Below are 16,817 nucleotides of genomic sequence, written 5' to 3'. Positions count from 1 at the left end.
ATAGATGGCACGGTTTAGCTACAAAGGGCGCGAAAGAAATGGCGCCCTGACAGAAGGCGAGTTAGACGCGAACGATGCAGGAAGTGCAGCGGCAATGTTGCGCGCTCGCAGTGTAACGCCAATTGCTATTGTCCCCATGAGTGATAAAAAAGAAAGTGTCGTGTCTGGTTGGCAAGGCTGGTTTGTCCCCGAAGTCACTTTGGACGATTTAGTTATTTTTTGTCGCCAAATGTTCTCGCTAACCAAAGCGGGTATTCCCTTACTAAAAGCGGTGTCTGGCTTAGCTGAATCCTGTAATTCTATTCGCCTTAAACTTGCCCTTGAAGACGCTATCGTAAGTTTAGAACGAGGCCGCACCTTGTCTTCCGGATTAAACCAGCACCCTAAAATTTTTAATCAATTATTTGTAAGTATTATTCATGTGGGCGAAAACACCGGTCAATTAGAAGATGCCTTCGCTCAACTGGCGGTGTATTTAGAGCGCGAACAAGAAACTCGCAAACAAATTAAAGCCGCCACGCGCTACCCCATTTTTGTGCTTATCGCCTTAGCGGGCGCGTTTGTAGTGCTCAATATCTTTGTTATCCCCAAATTCGCCGACATGTTTTCTAAGTTCAATGCCGAATTGCCTTTAATGACCCGAGCGCTCATAGGCACATCAGATTTCTTGCTGAACTATTGGTACCTGCTAATTGCTGGCGGGATATTCATTGCCTACATGATTAGGCGTTCATTAAATACGAAAGTCGGGCGTTTAAATTGGGATAGACGTAAGCTTTCATTACCTATAGTGGGCAGTATTTTTAATCGTTCTTTACTAAGCCGCTATTGTCGAAGTTTTTCAATGATGTTGCGCGCGGGCGTTCCCTTAACCAGTGCACTAAACTTAACCTCAGAAGCGGTGGGAAATGTGTACATGGGGCAAAAGATTATTGCGATGCGCGAGCGAATTGAAAAAGGTGAGGGGCTAGCACGAGTCAGCGCAGCAAGCGGACTATTTACACCTTTGGTGATGCAGATGATTCGTGTAGGTGAGGAAACCGGTCGCGTAGATGAATTACTGGTTGAGGCGTCGGAGTTCTATGAGCGTGAAGTTGACTACGATCTTAAAAATTTAACAGCAAAGATAGAGCCTTTTTTAATTGTCGTGGTGGCAGCCATGGTACTGGTGCTCGCGCTGGGTATTTTCACCCCCATGTGGGACATGATGAACGCAATAAAAGGCGTATAACTCCCTAGCTTAAAGATGTGTTATAACAGTATGTTAAGAGCAATTAATGACTGCGAAAAAGTAATAGCAGCAAGGGTAGTAACATGGTGACGAAAAGCGAAGCGGCAAAAAGTAAGAACAGATCCTTATTTATCAACATTATTGTGATCACGTTGTTTGCTTCACTAATGGCTGTTTTTATCGTGCGACTGAATACCAGCGAAGTTAATTTTGAAGCACAGATGCTTAGGCAGCTAGCGCTCAAGTTGGAAGAATCTGCAGTAACGGCTCATTGGAAGTGGCAGTCAGAAGGGCGGCCGGTTCGTATTCTGCTTACGCACTATGATAGGCAGGGTAATGAAGTTGGACGTACGCCCGTGCTAATGAGTCATGAGGGATGGCCAGAAGTGTCTCCTTCTGTGCAAGGGTGTAAAACCCTTTGGAACGCATTGCTAACCGTGCCTATGATGGTTAATGGTTTTAATGTGCGTGGTGAATATTTTCGTGGTGAGTTAGTCGACGATGAGGCCGTGAATGCACGCTGCCGATTTTCCTTAAGCGCGGGGGATTACTTTGACTACTTTGTATTTCGTGGTGATGTGGTTCCAGAAAACGAACAATAACAAACAAACTGAATTTTAATAATGAGAAAACTGGGGTGGTCCAAATGAAAAAGCAACGACATCAAATAGCGGGAAAACAACTGGGTTTTACGCTAATAGAGCTTGTGATTGTAGTCGTATTACTTGGGCTACTAGCGGCAGTGGCCATTCCACGCTTTCTTGATATTACTGAACAAGCTGAAGATGCCACGGTTGAGGGTGTTGCCGGTGGTTTCGCCACAGGGGTTGGGCTTGTGCGCGCACAATGGGAAATAGAAGGTCGGCCAGAAGAGAATGCGTCTACCAATCAGACCTTTGTGACACTTGATGGCATTAATGTCGCGGTTGATCAGGATACCGGCTATCCCACAGGCCTGCTAAACGGTGACGGTAACAGTCAAGACACAGCGATTACCGCATTAGACTGCGAAAGTATCTTTAGCCTGATAATGCAAAGTGCCCCCTCCATTACATCGAGTTTTTCAGAATCACCATTTGACGGTTACCGATACTTTGCTACAAATAGTAGTGGTGGCGGCGCAAGTGGTAATGACCTTTGCTATTATTACCTTAGCCAATCTATAAAAAATCTGAACAGTAGCCCTACCAATGATGCGCAAGGCGATGGGTTTCTATACGACCCACGGATAGGCCAAGTTATCGTTTTTAGTAATGATTCGAACTCATAACTATGTATTGAGTTTTATACGTAAACTGGTGATTTTTAAACTAAAGTTTTATATTCAATTACGCCATTTTTGCAATAATAAACGTAATTGAAACAAAAGGACATTTTTTATGCAGCAACGCGGTTTTACCCTTATTGAGCTAGTCATAGTTATCGTAATTCTTGGTATTTTAGCGGTTACCGCTGCGCCTCGGTTTGTAGGTTTCCAAACTGATGCTCGCATTGCCACATTAGAAGGAGTGGAAGGCGCACTGATTAGTGCTTCGGAAGCTATTCATGCAAAAGCAATTATTGCTGGCGCGACTGCATCGTCAAATACGACCATCAACGTAAATGGCACTGATATCAATGTTCGTTATGGTTACCCGTACAGCACATACTTCGATGACAATAACAATACCACCACTGTGCAGCTAGATTCATACATGAACCTAGATATTCGTGCAGTAAACACTACCGCAGACCAAGGTACTACAGATTGGTATGTGAGTGCTAACGGTACTTGGGCTCGCATTTACCCCGACGGTTTTGAAGGTGCTAACTGCTATGTTGAGTACAGAAATGCGGCAGCGGGTGGTTCTCCTACTATCACATTGACTTCGACTGCTTGTTAAATATTACCTAGCACATGGCCAGGCATTTCGTTCCTGGCCAGCGTCAGGCCCGAGGCGCTGGCTTTACGCTCCTTGAGCTTATTATTGTCATCGTCGTTATTGGTATTATAGGCGTGGTCGCTTCTGCGCGAATACAAGATGATACCGGCTACACTGAATACTCCCTTCAAATACGTCTTCTCTCTACCTTACGAAATATTCAAGGCAAAGCCATGCAAGATAACCGCGCAGGCTATTGTTATCGCACTATTGTGAGTTCGTCTGGTGACGGTGCTTACGGCCCTACTGTTGTTAACTACGGGAGTGCAAATCAATCAGCCAGCTGTGGCGCAAGTATTGCCGCCAATGCGCCCACATTTTTAGCGGCGCGGGGTGATGAAATTGGTGCTAAAGGGGTATCTATCACCTTTTCAGAAGGTGTTGCTTCGCCTTCCTATATTGACTTCGATTACCTTGGTCGGCCAATAACCGCCACCGGCAGTTGTGCATCAGATATTTGCAGAGTGACCTTTGCGGGAACAGCAACAGTAGGTGTCTGTATTGAAGCTGAGGGGCTTATTTATGCGTGCTGAGCGAGGTTTTACACTACTTGAGATCGTGATTGGATTAGTGGTGACCAGTATTGTCATGCTTATTGTTACCGATTTACTTGGCGCGCAAGCGCAACAAAGCGTGGCGCCTGTAACGCAAGCCCGCGCTAATATTTTAGCCCAAGGATTACAACGAGAAATACTGAGTAAGGCATTTGACGAAAATAGCAGTGGGCATAACGCCGGTGAACGATGTAGCGACACTATTAACTGTACGACTAGCGCAAACTTGGGGCCTGATAGTGGAGAAAATCGTTCTACCTTTGATGATGTGGATGATTACCACGGCTACAGCGTTATTAGAAACAGTGCGGGTCAAACCATCACGCAAAGTGGGCAAAGTTTATATCAAGGTTACCAGCTCAACGTAGTAGTGTTTTATGATGATAACCTTGACGGTATTGATGATGCCGGCGTGGGTAGCTATACGGGCAACACCAAATTGGTTCGCGTGTCTGTACTTACCCCTAACGATGAAACCATAGTCTTTAGCGGTTATCGGTGGAATTACTGATGGCAAATAGCACACCAATGAACAAAGCTCGAGGCTTTACGTTAGTAGAGCTTGTCATCGTGCTGGTGGTTATGGGGGTGATAGCCACAGGGATCGCAAAAGTGGTTACCAGTAGCATGTCTGTATTTGTTGGTGTTAGTGAAAGAGAGCAGCTCGTTGCCCAAACGTCTTTTGCCATAAATCGTATGGCTCGTGAACTACAAAACGCCGTGCCTGCCAGTGTGAGAGTCAGGGGATCATCGTCTCAACACTGCCTACAATTCGTTCCCGCTGATGTGGTAACAGGTTACAGTGAGATTTCCGTTCAGCCAGCCACTGAAAATACTATCGATATCTTATTTCCTGCGGATGCCCTTGATAATACTCAGCCCTTTACCGCGAGTGCATCTGTGATTGTTGCACCACCTAGTGTATTAGATGTCTATAACGCCGCTAATGATTACCGCCAACCTATAGTAAGTTGTACCGATGACGGCGATGGCGATTGTGCAACGAGAGACAGCACTGACGATACCCTCGAGATTACGGTAAGTGATGCCTTTGCAGAAGCCTCACTAGCTAACCGTGCTTATATTGCCTCAAAAGCGGTGAGCTTTTGCTTAAGAGGTTCGGTACTTCACCGGATTGAGTCTGGGTTTACCACATCGCAGCCTTTGGCTTTGGCAAGTAGCCCGAGGCTTGGGGTGGACTTCATTAATGTTTTATCTGCCTCACCTGCTAGCGGTACCTCAAACGATGATCCTTTTCAGGTTCGTAGTGTGAACGGTGGGGTTAATAATATGGTGATGTTGCGCCTACGAGCCCAAAAAGGCGATGAAGTATTAAGTCTGACGACTGAGGTGGCAATTGAAAATGAGCCGTGAACCTTTATCCCAACAATATCTAGTACATAAAGCACATAAAGCGCTTTCAAGAACTGATAGAAATAGAGTAGAGAAAACACATCCTAGTACGGCAACGTTAGGCGGTTCGTTCTTTACTGCCTCGCTAAAACATCAGCGAGGCAGCATGTTAGTCACTGCACTGTTTATTATGATAGTGCTGGCTCTGTTAGGGTTAACCCTAGCCTCGTCACTCTCTTCTACGGGCAACAAAGTCGCTGCGGATAATCTAGGTTTTCGCGCTCAGCTGGCAACACAAGCGGGCATGGAGCATATAAAGGCCACTGCAAACCCTGCAGGTGCCACCCCATTATCTTGTAATGGCACCATTAATAGCCCCGCTTCGTTTGGCCAAGTAAGAGGCTTTGAAGGGTGTGCTTACCAAGCCAGTTGTCAAACAAGCACTACGATTATTGCAGGCGTAAACTATTATTTCTATCGTTTTGCCTCTACCGCCCAATGCACCGCTAGTGAGTTAATTTCAGCGCATACACAGACCGATTCAATGATGATTGAACAATAAATATTATATTAATGTGAAACTTCCGGTTCAAATGCTTGTCTACTCTTACTGGTTTAAAAATAGCCACTTAACAAGAAGTTGGTTGGAAGTGAGTAGAAGGCGCAGTGGGTTTCCACTTAATCGCCACCTAATTGTTTAAAAAATGGTTCTCTGCTTGCCCAAATATGCCCCCATTGTTAAAGTGTGCGGATAAACATCGACTTCACGTTAAAGCGCTGTCATCTCACCCTTGCTAACACGCGATAACACAGAAACAGGAATACACTTTTCATGTTTAAAAAGCTTCGAGGCATGTTCTCTAATGATCTGTCCATCGACCTCGGAACAGCTAACACGCTGATTTACGTTAAAGACCAAGGTATTGTACTCAACGAACCCTCTGTAGTGGCTATTCGCCAAGAGCGTGCTGCTGGACCTAAAAGCGTTGCCGCTGTAGGTGCAGAAGCCAAACGAATGCTAGGTAGAACGCCTGGTAACATTCGCGCTATCCGCCCTATGAAAGACGGCGTTATTGCCGACTTTTATGTAACAGAGAAAATGCTTCAGCACTTTATTAAACAAGTGCATGACAACAATTTCCTTCGCCCTAGCCCTCGTGTTTTAGTTTGCGTTCCATGTGGCTCTACCCAAGTAGAGCGCCGAGCCATTAAAGAGTCTGCGCTAGGTGCAGGTGCACGTGAAGTGTATTTGATTGATGAACCTATGGCCGCCGCTATTGGTGCAGGCTTACCTGTATCAGAAGCAACCGGCTCAATGGTGGTCGATATTGGTGGTGGTACAACCGAAGTGGCTATCATTTCACTAAACGGTGTTGTGTACTCGTCATCGGTACGTATCGGCGGTGATAAGTTCGACGAAGCTATCATTAACTATGTACGCCGTAACTTTGGTTCACTTATTGGTGAAGCAACGGCCGAGCGCATCAAGCATGAAATTGGTGCAGCTTACCCAGGTGAAGAAGTTCGTGAAATTGAAGTACGTGGTCGTAACCTTGCTGAAGGTGTACCTCGTGGCTTCACATTGAACTCCAATGAAATCTTAGAAGCCTTGCAAGAGCCGCTTACTGGTATTGTTTCTGCGGTTATGGTTGCCCTTGAGCAATCTCCACCAGAACTCGCGTCTGATATTTCAGAACGCGGCATGGTACTTACCGGCGGTGGCGCATTACTGAAAGATTTAGATCGTTTGCTAATGGAAGAAACGGGCATTCCAGTAGTTATTGCAGATGATCCGCTAACTTGTGTAGCGCGTGGCGGTGGTAAGGCATTCGATATGATTGACCTACACGGTGGCGACCTGTTTAGCTATGAGTAAACAGGAAAGGCAGCCTTAAGGTTGCCTTCTTTGTATTATGGATACTATTTTTACTCGCGGTCCCTCACTGAATAATAGATTAGCGCTGGCAATTGTTTTGTCAGCGTTACTTATTTTTGTGGATCACAAAGTAGAAGGGTTTAAATCGACTCGGGTCTATTTAAATTCATTCATGAGCCCCCTTCAATATTTAGCCAATTTACCTCGGCTAATGCTAAGCGAAAGCGCCCAGCGCTTGACCTCACATGAAGATCTTCTCGAAGAAAACGACAAGCTCACGAATCAACTGTTGCTCATGAGTGAGAAGCTCCAGCGGTTTGATGCCTTGTCTCAAGAAAATAAACAATTAAGACATTTGCTGGATGCACCTGTACGTAACGACTTACGTAAAATGGTGGCCGAGCTGATGGCGGTTGATAAAAATCCTTATAGCCAGCAGGTGGTCATCAACAAAGGCGCCATTGATGGAGTTTATTTATCTCAGCCCATTATTGATGAAAAAGGCATAGTGGGGCAGGTTATGGAAGTGGGCACTACCAATAGCCGCGTACTTTTACTGGCTGATGTGACTCATGCTATTCCTGTCCGCTCTCAGCGTAATGATATCCGCTTTATTGCTACTGGCAGCGGCGCGCTAAACGAGCTGTATTTAGAGCATGTTCCCCACAGCGTTGATATTAAAGCGGGAGATGTATTGATTTCCTCCGGCTTAGGAAAAATTTTCCCCGAAGGCTATCCCGTAGGTACAGTGAAAGAAGTACGACGGGATGAAAGTCGTCCATTTTCTATTGTAACCGTAACGCCTATGGCTAAATTAGACAGGTTAAAGTATTTGTTACTCTTGTGGTCTGATGAAGGCAAACCTATCGACAGTAATGTGGATAGTGAAAGTGAAGCGGATAAAGAAGATGAAAGCAACACGGTAAGCAAGGAGGAGGCTGAAGATGATTCGTAAGCGTCATTCGGTTATCGTCACTACGCTTTTGATTGCGCTAGTTCTTCAAATTGTGCCATTGCCTATTCAGGTTGATTTATACCGTCCTGATTGGGTTTTGATTGTGCTTGCGTACTGGAGCATGGCGCTTCCCCACAGAGTGAATGTGGGCGTGGCCTTCTTAACCGGTGTGGCGGTTGACATACTAGTCGGCACTACCTTGGGCATCCACAGTTTAAGCTTAAGCATTTCAATCTATATTTTAGCCGCGAACTATCAGCGGCTTCGAAATTACTCGGTATGGCAACAAGCTATTGTTATAGGATTGCTTTCTTCGCTGTACCACTTGCTAACATTCTGGGTACAGCACTTACTTACTGATATCTATTTCCAATTGGATTACTTGTGGCCCGTGCTTACCTCTATGCTGTTATGGCCTTGGGTATTTTGGCTACTTCGTAAAACCCGTCGTCAGTTTTCCATTAGTTAAAGTGTGAGGCTTTTATCGTGAATTACTCAGTGGTTTTAGCCTCTGCTTCCCCTCGTCGTACCATGCTGTTAGATCAGATGGGCATTGCCCATTCAGTAAAGCCAGTGGATATTGATGAATCAGCCCTTGCTAATGAAACGCCTGAAGCCCAGGTAGCTCGACTCGCTGAGCAAAAAGCGAAAACAGCACTTGCACGGTTACACGATGAAGATGCACTTAATGAAAATACGCGTGTATTAGCGTCTGATACGCTTATTGCCTTTAACGGGGTTAGTTTAGGTAAGCCTGAAGATAAAGAAGACGCTAGACGTATTCTTTCAATGCTATCGAACAACGAGCATGAAGTACTGACGGCCATTAGTGTGGCGTCTACCACCAAGCAAGTAACACAAACTATTACCACCAAGGTAACTTTTGCCGCATTGACGAACGATGAAATTGACGCATACTTGGACACAGGTGAACCTGCTGACAAAGCAGGCAGTTACGCCATTCAAGGTATTGGCGGTCAATTTGTAAAAGCAATAAATGGCAGTGCTAGCGCAGTGGTTGGGTTGCCTTTGTATGAAACAAGGCAGTTACTTAGAGAATTTGGAGCCGTGTAGTGAGTGCAGAGCTACTAATCAATGTTACACCGTCAGAGTCTCGTGTTGTTCTCATTGAAAATGGGATATTGCAGGAAATTCACGTAGAGCGTCATACCAAGCGTGGCTTAGTGGGCAATATCTATCGCGGTAAAGTGAGTCGGGTACTTCCTGGAATGCAAGCCGCATTTGTGGATATTGGCCTTGAAAAAGCCGCTTTTCTTCATGCCTCGGATATTGTTATTCATAATGAAATAGCAGAGGAAGTATCTGCCAGTCACATTCAAAAACAAGACATTCGTGAGCTTGTTCGAGATGGTCAAGATATTGTTGTGCAAGTAGTGAAAGATCCTATTGGCACCAAAGGCGCCCGCCTTACTACCGATATTACTATTCCTAGTCGCTATTTGGTGTTTATGCCAAGTGTTACCCATGTTGGCGTATCTCAGCGTATTGAAGAAGAAGCCGAGCGAGAGCGTTTAAAAACGCTGGTGCAGGAATTCTGCGATGAAAACGGTGGCTTTATTTTACGTACCGCAGCTGAAGGGGTAGGTAAAGCCGAATTACAGCAAGATGCTGCCTTTTTACGCCGACTGTGGGACAAAATTCAATCGCGGATGAAAAAGCGTAAGTCTAATGTGTTGTATGAAGATTTACCGCTGGCGCGCCGTGTGCTTCGTGATTTTGTCGGCACCGAGTTAGACAGAATTCGAATAGACTCTAAGTTGTCTTTTCAGGAGCTGTTCCAGTTCACGAAAGAATACGTGCCCGAAATGAACGGCAAGTTGGAATATTACACGGGCGACAGGCCCATATTCGACTTGCACGATGTTGAAAATGAAACCCAACGAGCACTTGAACGTAGGGTCGATTTGAAATCAGGCGGCTATTTGATTATCGATCAAACCGAAGCCATGACCACCATTGATATAAATACCGGCGCATTTGTTGGGCACCGTAACCTAGAAGAAACTATCTTTAATACTAACACCGAGGCAACACAAGCCATTGCTAGGCAGCTTCGGTTACGTAATTTAGGCGGTATGATCTTAATCGACTTTATCGATATGATTGAACCAGACCACAAAAGACGTGTCTTACATAGTCTAGAAGTGGCGACAAGTAAGGACAGGGCCAAGATTAATATTCACGGGTTTACGTCGCTAGGGCTCATAGAAATGACCCGCAAGCGCACCCGTGAAAGTATTGAGCACATACTGTGTGGCGAATGCCCCGTATGTAAGGGCCGAGGTACGGTGAAAACCGTTGAAACCATCTGCTTTGAAATTATGCGTGAAATCGTTCGGGTAAACCGCGCATATGATGCCGATAAATTTGTTGTTTATGCTTCCCCTAAAGTGGTTGAAGCATTAATGGGCGAAGAATCGCATATGCTTGCAGAGCTGGAAGTGTTTGTATCGAAGCAAATTAAAGTACAAACCGAAACCTTGTACAACCAGGATAAGTACGACGTCGTCATGATGTAATGCATTAACTATACGAAGGCGAAGTGTGACAAATTTAACGTCGGTAGCAGCCTATTTAGTTAAAAAAATATGGTTGCTGCTTGCCATCCTGCTTGTTCTATTCGCGCTGTTAATCAGCGCCGCTCGCTATGCGCTGCCGCATATTGAACACAACAAGCACCTGCTGGAAGACTATATCAGCCAGCGCTATGGCGTAAATCTTACTATTAACAGCGTGCATGCAGTATGGCAACGCTCTGGGCCGAGTATTGTCTTGAATTCGGTCTCCATGGCGCAAAGTGATGCGTCTCCTGTCGGACTCAATATTCGTCAAGTCTATGTTGAATTAGATTTTTGGCAGTCTTTGAGACGACAAATGATCTCATCTACGCGTTTTGAACTTCGCGGCCTTAAGCTCGATGTTGATGCCGATAGGTTCGAGCGTGCAGGCGATAACAACTTTCCTGTTGTTGATGCATTAAAAAGCTTATTTCTAGAACAACTTCAAAGCTTCTCTCTTGAAGAAGGGGAAGTGCTCCTCTCTAAAAATGGCGAGACTCAATCTTTCATCATCGACCAGTTAACCTGGAACAACAGCGGTAAACGTCACCAAGGCTTAGGGCAAATGAAGGTGGCCGATGTATCGTCGAATTCTGCTTCTTTCATTATTGATGTGACTGGCAACAAAGATGCCTTTGAAGGGGTGTTTTATGCCCGCGCTGAAGATTTAGATATTTCACCTTGGGTGAGCGACTTAATCAAAACCAAACGTCCCTTAACTGAAAGCCGAGCCAGTTTCGAAATATGGGCCGATGTACAAAGTAATGGCATTACGGGTGTTCAAGCCCAGTTTGAAGAAAGTTTATTGGAATGGGGCGGAGAAGAATACTCAACCCTAGTCACAGGTATTCGTGGTGGCAGTATTGAAGCAGCACCCACGCAAGATGGGTGGAGCGTTAGGGTAGATCAATTGGTGATAGACTCTGGCAACGAAACCATAGAAGCTGATTTCGTAGGTAAAGTAACAAATGCAGGCGACGCAGTCGTCAGCATTGTAAAACCGGTTCAGATAAATCCATTTCTGATGCTTCTACCCTTGTTTATGGATGACACCAGCGAAGAGGAAATTCGCGCGTTAAATCCCACAGGGCAACTTGCCACGTTGGAACTTCAATTTAGAAATCGCCGCCCGGAATTAACCGCAAAAATTCTTGATTTGTCATGGGAGCAAGCCGGCAAAACCCCAGGTCTTACCTCGCTAGATGCCGACATTTATTGGTATAAAGAGTCTGGCGCTGTTTACTTAAAAAGTGAAAACAGTACCTTATCTGCTGACAATATTATTAAGCAAAATCTGGATATCAATGCCTTCAACGCCAACCTGTACTTTCATACCCTAGCGGTAGGTGACGAAAAGCAATGGGTGATGACGGGCAAAGAGCTCGTGTTCGACAGTGAACAGTTAGTGTTAGAGCCCGCATTTCGTGCCAATTTAACCACGGGCAACCTAGACATATTTGCCAATATTGAGCCTCTGGCGTTAAACGCCGTAAATAACTTCTTTCCTGCCTCGTTGATGGGCGTGAATACCGATAAATTTCTTACCCGTGCCTTCGCTGGCGAAGGTAGCATAAGCAAAGCGCAAGTATTGTGGCACGGTAATCCTAAAAACTATCCGTTTAACGACAACAGCGGCATTTTTCAAGCTTATGTCGATATTGAAGATAGCGACTTTGTGTTTTCATCAAAATGGCCTGCGTTAAATGAACTTGATTTGTCGGTACGTTTTGAAAATGCCGGCTTAGTCATGGAAAGTGACAAAGGAACGTTAGCAGGTATAGATGTGGCGGCTATGTCGGCAGAAATTCCACGTCTACACCCATCTTCAATGTTAACGATTAAAGCAGACGGCTCTGGAACAGGGGAAAAGTTAACCTCGTTAATGAAACAGTCTTCAATTGCCAGCTCGCTAGGCAAAGTGCTCGATAAAGATGTGCAAGTTTCAGGACCATTATCCGCAAGCTTAACATTAGATATACCGCTTAAAGGCAAAGATATACGTGTTCAAGGCGAAGCTCAGTTAAACAACAATGATGTGTATATTACTAGCACACGTATGCAGTTCGATGATGCTAACGGAACGCTTACCTTCGACAACGCAGAAATTGACGCTAACGGGTTAACTGCGAGTTTATTGGGCCAGCCTGTGGAAATGTCAATCCAGGGGCGTCAGAACGATAGCTACGACGTTAATGTGAACCTTAAAGGGTTGTGGCATGTTCACCCGCTAGTGAAGTATGTGAAAACCGACCTTATTGATTACCTAGACGGTGAAACCCATTGGCAGGCCGATGTTAATTTGAGCTTATCTAATAGTGACTTTTCCTACAATGCCCAAATTAACGCCGATTTAACGGCAACCCAAAGCTTGTTGCCAGCGCCGTTTGCAACTGTTCAAGGCACCAGTCTGCCACTACAAATTAACAGTGAGGGTAATCTACAAGCGTCGAATATAGAGGCAAGGCTCGGTGACAACATTCATTTCGACGGCGTATTGCCCCATAAAGAAATGCAATTTTCTCGAGCACTTCTTTCCTTAGGCGACGCAGATGTGGGTGATAGAGGTACCGGGTTTAGTATTGCCGCGAACTTAGAGCAGGCCGACATTGTTGAATGGTTCACTACCTTGCAGACGCTGATTATGCCGAGCAAAATGGACGATGCTAGTACGAGCTTAACCGTTAATACAAACACCAGCGCCATAACAAATAAGAATATCAATAGCGATACGTTATCCACACAAAACCGTGCCCAAAAGCAAAACATCTTCGGGGTGCCATCACGCATATTTGTGACTGCAGATACCTTAACAGGGTGGGGGCACTCACTGAATAACGTGTCTTTAACCGCTCGAGAACAAGACAAAGATTGGCTGCTACAGGTGGATGCGGCAAAAGCGCGAGCAACTATTAGGGTGAATAACGATATTAATAACCAAGGTATCGATATTAATGCTGATTACTTAGTACTGGATAAACCTGCGACTGAAACTGAATTAAACGAGACACCGGTAGAAGAAATCGAAATTGCTAAGCAGCAAGCTGAAGTCGTGGAGGTTGACCCGCTAGATGTACCACCTATCTACTTTTATTGCAATGTGTGTAGTGTTCATGGTCTCGATTTAGGCGAAGTCACCCTTGATGTAGCGAAAACAGACCAAGGATTGCAAATAAGACAATTACTCACGCGCTCTTCCAGTGCCGATGTAACTGCAACCGGATACTGGCAGCATGAAAACGGCGACATCACCACCCGTTTAAACGGCACGCTTTCTTCCCCTGATGTAGGCCAAATGTTAAAGCAACGAGGAATAACGTCGGGTATTAAAGACTCTGAAGCCGATGTTAAATTTGATTTGGGTTGGCCTTCCGCTCCATTCGACTTTTCGTTAGACAAACTAAGTGGTGACGTAGATTGGGCCCTCACTGATGGTTATCTCACTGAGGTCAGTGATAAAGGGTCGCGCATATTCACATTATTCAGCCTAAACTCATTAGTACGTAAGTTAAGCCTAGATTTTAGAGATGTATTTGCCACGGGTTTCTTCTACGACAAAATGGGTGGAAGCCTACAAATTGCGGACGGTACCGCCTTTACCGACGATACTGAAATAGACGGCGGTGCAGGTGAGATTGAAATTAAAGGGTATACCAATTTAAATACCGGTGGCCTTAATTACAATATAACCTTTGCCCCTAATGTAACGGGCAACTTGCCCTTTTTAGTGTACTTTTTAGCTACGCCTCCAACCGCATTGGCTGCGCTGGCGTTAGATCAAGTGTTAACATCTGCTAAAGTTATCTCGAACGTGAACTATAAGGTTTCTGGTACCATTACTAATCCGCAGTTCGAAGAAGTAGAACGACATAGTAAAGATATAAGCTTACCGGCGAATGTGTCGCCAGAAAGCACTTCGCCATTAGATCGGCCGCTTACCGAAGATGATTTACGCAGAGTAAAAATGGAGGTTATCGATGGTTAATCTAGTTGCAGTTCAAATGACATCTACACCCAGTGTAGAAGACAATTTAAATCATGTAGAGCAGGCGCTTGCCAACGAACAAGTCCCAAAAGACAGCTTGGTGGTATTGCCAGAATGCTTTGCCTGTTTTGGTACCAAAGATGGCGAGCTACTCAATGCCGCCGAAGTCAAAGATGAAGGGCTGATTCAGCAACGTTTATCGGCGCTAGCCAAAGCCCATGAGTGCTACATTGTTTCGGGCACATTTCCTATGGCTACCAATGATGCGTCAAAGTTTTCAGCAGCGTGTTTATTGTTTGGCCCAGACGGCACAGTATTGGCCGACTATCGTAAAATTCACCTTTTTGATGTGTCGGTTGATGACAATACGGGCAGCTACAAAGAATCTAAGTTTACAAACCCAGGCAGTGAAGTTGTTACGGTAAAAACCCCAATTGGCAACATTGGGCTAGCGGTATGTTATGATGTGCGCTTTCCAGGCTTGTTTACCGCCATGGGGGATATCGATATTTTAGTGTTGCCTGCTGCCTTTACGCAAAGAACAGGTGAAGCGCACTGGCACACGTTAGTGAAAGCGCGAGCCATTGAGAAACAATGCTATGTAGTAGCCGCTAATCAAACCGGTGAGCACCAAAATGGCCGTGAAACCTTTGGTCACAGCCTAGTGGTTTCGCCGTGGGGTGAAACCTTGAGCGAGCTACCTCAAAATATTGGTGTCATTCAAACCAGTGTTAATATTGAAACGCGACAAGCCATTAAACAAAATATGCCGGTTGCCGAACATAACCGATTCAGGAGTCACTTTGTCTAAATCTGTTGAACGCCATTTACTGTCTGACTCTGGACTAGATGTAGCGTCGCTAGAAAAAGCCCTTTCGGGTATCCATCGTCACGATACCGATTATGCTGATCTTTATTTTCAGTCGAGCCAACACGAAAGTTGGGTGCTCGAAGATGGCATTATAAAAGAAGGTAGCTATAACATTGAACGTGGCGTTGGCGTTCGCGCCATTAGCGGTGAAAAAACCGGTTTCGCCTATTCAGATGAAATCAGCGAAGATGCCTTGGTAAAGGCGTGCAACGCTGCGCGCAGTATTGCCCCGGATGGCGGTTCGCAAAAAGTATCATCGTTAGGGCGTAGCGACTATCAAGCGCGCTACGGTGAGAAAAACCCTATTCTCGCTATGCAAGATGCAGAGAAAATCTCTTTGCTAAAAGCCGTGGACGCGTATGTTAGGCAGCAAGAGCCATCAGCCAATCAGGTTGTAGTGAGCATTAGTGGTGTATACGAAGAAATTTTAGTGGCTGCCAGTGATGGTACATTTGCCACCGATATCCGCCCCTTGGTTCGCCTTAATTGTTCTGTGTTGCTTGAAGACGGTGATCGTCGTGAGCGTGGCAGTGCGGGTGCTGGCGGTAGATACGCCTATTCCTTTTTTGAGTCAGATAAAGACGGTCGCCCCTACTATGAGCAATTAGCCGACGACGCCCTGCATATGGCTCGGGTTAATATGCAAGCGGTGGCATCCCCAGCGGGTGCTATGCCGGTAGTATTGGGTAATGGCTGGCCTGGTGTATTGTTACACGAAGCGGTGGGTCATGGTCTTGAAGGCGACTTTAACCGTAAAGGTGCATCTACCTTTAGCGGGAAGATTGGTCAGCGAGTAGCTGCAAAGGGTGTAACAGTAGTAGACGATGGCACATTAGCTGATCGTCGTGGCTCGTTGTCGGTTGATGACGAAGGTACACCAACACAGCACAATGTACTTATTGAAGATGGCATTCTAAAAGGCTACATGCAAGATAAGCATAACGCCAAGCTAATGAGTGTTGCGCCAACTGGAAACGGTCGTCGCGAGTCTTATGCGCATTTACCTATGCCGCGCATGACCAATACTTACATGCTAGAAGGGCAGTACGATCCGAAAGAGATTATCGCCTCTATCGAAAAAGGTATTTACGCGCCTAACTTTGCCGGTGGGCAGGTTGATATCACATCAGGTAAATTCGTATTTTCTAGTGCAGAAGCATACCTTATTGAAAATGGTAAAATTACCGCACCAGTTAAGGGCGCTACTTTGATTGGAAATGGCCCTGAAGTTATGCAGAAAATTTCCATGATTGGCAACGATGTGGCATTAGACAACGGCGTTGGCGTGTGTGGTAAAGACGGCCAAAGCGTGCCTGTTGGCGTAGGCCAACCTACATTGAAAATAGACGAGCTGACTGTGGGCGGAACGGCGTAAATTACGCGTTACGCTAGTGTGAGAATTCGAGAAAAGGCGCCGGTTGGCGCCTTTTTTATTGCAATATTTATGACTGTTTATATACGGTCAGTGCAGCATGTTAGTTACGAAAGAGCCTT

16 protein-coding genes are annotated in these 16,817 nt (G+C 45.5%); all 16 read left to right on the top strand.

Annotated elements, in window-relative coordinates; genetic code table 11:
• Positions 1-4: 4 nt before the first annotated feature.
• The 16 genes from AMBT_RS16920 (at position 5) to tldD (ending at position 16,698) form a co-directional block, all read left to right on the top strand.
• A complete protein-coding gene (locus AMBT_RS16920) occupies positions 5-1,231 on the top strand; it encodes a type II secretion system F family protein (RefSeq protein WP_013785863.1) in 1,227 nt (408 codons plus the stop codon).
• An 83-nt stretch (positions 1,232-1,314) separates the two neighbouring features.
• Positions 1,315-1,833: a hypothetical protein gene (locus tag AMBT_RS16915; protein WP_013785862.1), complete on the top strand. Its 519-nt coding sequence runs from the start codon at positions 1,315-1,317 to the stop codon at positions 1,831-1,833.
• Between the two features lie 44 nt (positions 1,834-1,877).
• Entirely contained in the window at positions 1,878-2,501 is a 624-nt protein-coding gene (locus AMBT_RS16910) for a prepilin-type N-terminal cleavage/methylation domain-containing protein (RefSeq protein WP_013785861.1), read from the top strand.
• A 109-nt stretch (positions 2,502-2,610) separates the two neighbouring features.
• Entirely contained in the window at positions 2,611-3,114 is a 504-nt protein-coding gene (locus AMBT_RS23120; RefSeq protein ID WP_013785860.1) for a type II secretion system protein, read from the top strand.
• A gap of 14 nt (positions 3,115-3,128) precedes the next feature.
• A complete protein-coding gene (locus AMBT_RS16900; protein WP_013785859.1) occupies positions 3,129-3,686 on the top strand; it encodes a prepilin-type N-terminal cleavage/methylation domain-containing protein in 558 nt (185 codons plus the stop codon).
• Entirely contained in the window at positions 3,676-4,218 is a 543-nt protein-coding gene (locus AMBT_RS16895; protein WP_013785858.1) for a prepilin-type N-terminal cleavage/methylation domain-containing protein, read from the top strand. Before AMBT_RS16900 ends, AMBT_RS16895 begins: the two co-directional genes overlap by 11 nt.
• Positions 4,218-5,081 (top strand): prepilin-type N-terminal cleavage/methylation domain-containing protein, encoded by an 864-nt coding sequence (locus tag AMBT_RS16890; RefSeq protein ID WP_013785857.1) that lies wholly within the window; start codon positions 4,218-4,220, stop codon positions 5,079-5,081. Before AMBT_RS16895 ends, AMBT_RS16890 begins: the two co-directional genes overlap by 1 nt.
• Entirely contained in the window at positions 5,071-5,622 is a 552-nt protein-coding gene (locus AMBT_RS16885; protein WP_013785856.1) for a pilus assembly PilX family protein, read from the top strand. The genes AMBT_RS16890 and AMBT_RS16885 overlap by 11 nt, the downstream gene beginning before the upstream one ends.
• Before the next feature lie 270 nt (positions 5,623-5,892).
• Positions 5,893-6,936: a rod shape-determining protein gene (locus tag AMBT_RS16880; RefSeq protein ID WP_013785855.1), complete on the top strand. Its 1,044-nt coding sequence runs from the start codon at positions 5,893-5,895 to the stop codon at positions 6,934-6,936.
• 37 nt (positions 6,937-6,973) lie between these two features.
• Positions 6,974-7,891 (top strand): rod shape-determining protein MreC, encoded by a 918-nt coding sequence (gene mreC, locus AMBT_RS16875; protein WP_013785854.1) that lies wholly within the window; start codon positions 6,974-6,976, stop codon positions 7,889-7,891.
• On the top strand, positions 7,884-8,360 hold the full coding sequence (gene mreD / locus AMBT_RS16870) for a rod shape-determining protein MreD (RefSeq protein WP_041453083.1): 477 nt from the start codon (positions 7,884-7,886) through the stop codon (positions 8,358-8,360). The genes mreC and mreD overlap by 8 nt, the downstream gene beginning before the upstream one ends.
• 17 nt (positions 8,361-8,377) lie before the next feature.
• A complete protein-coding gene (locus AMBT_RS16865; RefSeq protein WP_013785852.1) occupies positions 8,378-8,965 on the top strand; it encodes a Maf family protein in 588 nt (195 codons plus the stop codon).
• Positions 8,965-10,431 carry a ribonuclease G gene (rng, locus tag AMBT_RS16860; protein ID WP_013785851.1) on the top strand — a complete coding sequence of 489 codons (1,467 nt, stop codon included), beginning with the start codon at positions 8,965-8,967 and terminating at the stop codon, positions 10,429-10,431. Before AMBT_RS16865 ends, rng begins: the two co-directional genes overlap by 1 nt.
• Positions 10,432-10,456: 25 nt before the next feature.
• The gene (locus AMBT_RS16855) at positions 10,457-14,452 is read left to right on the top strand and encodes a YhdP family protein (RefSeq protein ID WP_013785850.1); all 3,996 of its coding nucleotides are present in this window, start codon (positions 10,457-10,459) and stop codon (positions 14,450-14,452) included.
• Positions 14,445-15,263, top strand: coding sequence for a carbon-nitrogen hydrolase family protein (locus AMBT_RS16850; protein ID WP_013785849.1), 819 nt, complete (start codon positions 14,445-14,447; stop codon positions 15,261-15,263). Before AMBT_RS16855 ends, AMBT_RS16850 begins: the two co-directional genes overlap by 8 nt.
• Positions 15,256-16,698, top strand: a complete 1,443-nt coding sequence (tldD, locus tag AMBT_RS16845; protein ID WP_013785848.1) for a metalloprotease TldD — start codon at positions 15,256-15,258, stop codon at positions 16,696-16,698. Before AMBT_RS16850 ends, tldD begins: the two co-directional genes overlap by 8 nt.
• Positions 16,699-16,817: the final 119 nt, after the last annotated feature.

The sequence above is a fragment of the Alteromonas naphthalenivorans genome (assembly GCF_000213655.1).
Classification (GTDB): Bacteria; Pseudomonadota; Gammaproteobacteria; order Enterobacterales; family Alteromonadaceae; genus Alteromonas; species Alteromonas naphthalenivorans.
Note: the sequence above shows the minus strand (reverse complement) of the source record. Positions and strands in the feature narration are given on the sequence as shown.

Bases quoted from the DNA above. Each gene is read 5' to 3' on its own strand.
- AMBT_RS16920 (WP_013785863.1), top strand. From the start codon at position 5: ATGGCACGGTTTAGCTACAAAGGGCGCGAAAGAAATGGCGCCCTGACA.
- AMBT_RS16915 (WP_013785862.1), top strand. From the start codon at position 1,315: ATGGTGACGAAAAGCGAAGCGGCAAAAAGTAAGAACAGATCCTTATTT.
- AMBT_RS16910 (WP_013785861.1), top strand. From the start codon at position 1,878: ATGAAAAAGCAACGACATCAAATAGCGGGAAAACAACTGGGTTTTACG.
- AMBT_RS23120 (WP_013785860.1), top strand. From the start codon at position 2,611: ATGCAGCAACGCGGTTTTACCCTTATTGAGCTAGTCATAGTTATCGTA.
- AMBT_RS16900 (WP_013785859.1), top strand. From the start codon at position 3,129: ATGGCCAGGCATTTCGTTCCTGGCCAGCGTCAGGCCCGAGGCGCTGGC.
- AMBT_RS16895 (WP_013785858.1), top strand. From the start codon at position 3,676: ATGCGTGCTGAGCGAGGTTTTACACTACTTGAGATCGTGATTGGATTA.
- AMBT_RS16890 (WP_013785857.1), top strand. From the start codon at position 4,218: ATGGCAAATAGCACACCAATGAACAAAGCTCGAGGCTTTACGTTAGTA.
- AMBT_RS16885 (WP_013785856.1), top strand. From the start codon at position 5,071: ATGAGCCGTGAACCTTTATCCCAACAATATCTAGTACATAAAGCACAT.
- AMBT_RS16880 (WP_013785855.1), top strand. From the start codon at position 5,893: ATGTTTAAAAAGCTTCGAGGCATGTTCTCTAATGATCTGTCCATCGAC.
- mreC (WP_013785854.1), top strand. From the start codon at position 6,974: ATGGATACTATTTTTACTCGCGGTCCCTCACTGAATAATAGATTAGCG.
- AMBT_RS16850 (WP_013785849.1), top strand. From the start codon at position 14,445: ATGGTTAATCTAGTTGCAGTTCAAATGACATCTACACCCAGTGTAGAA.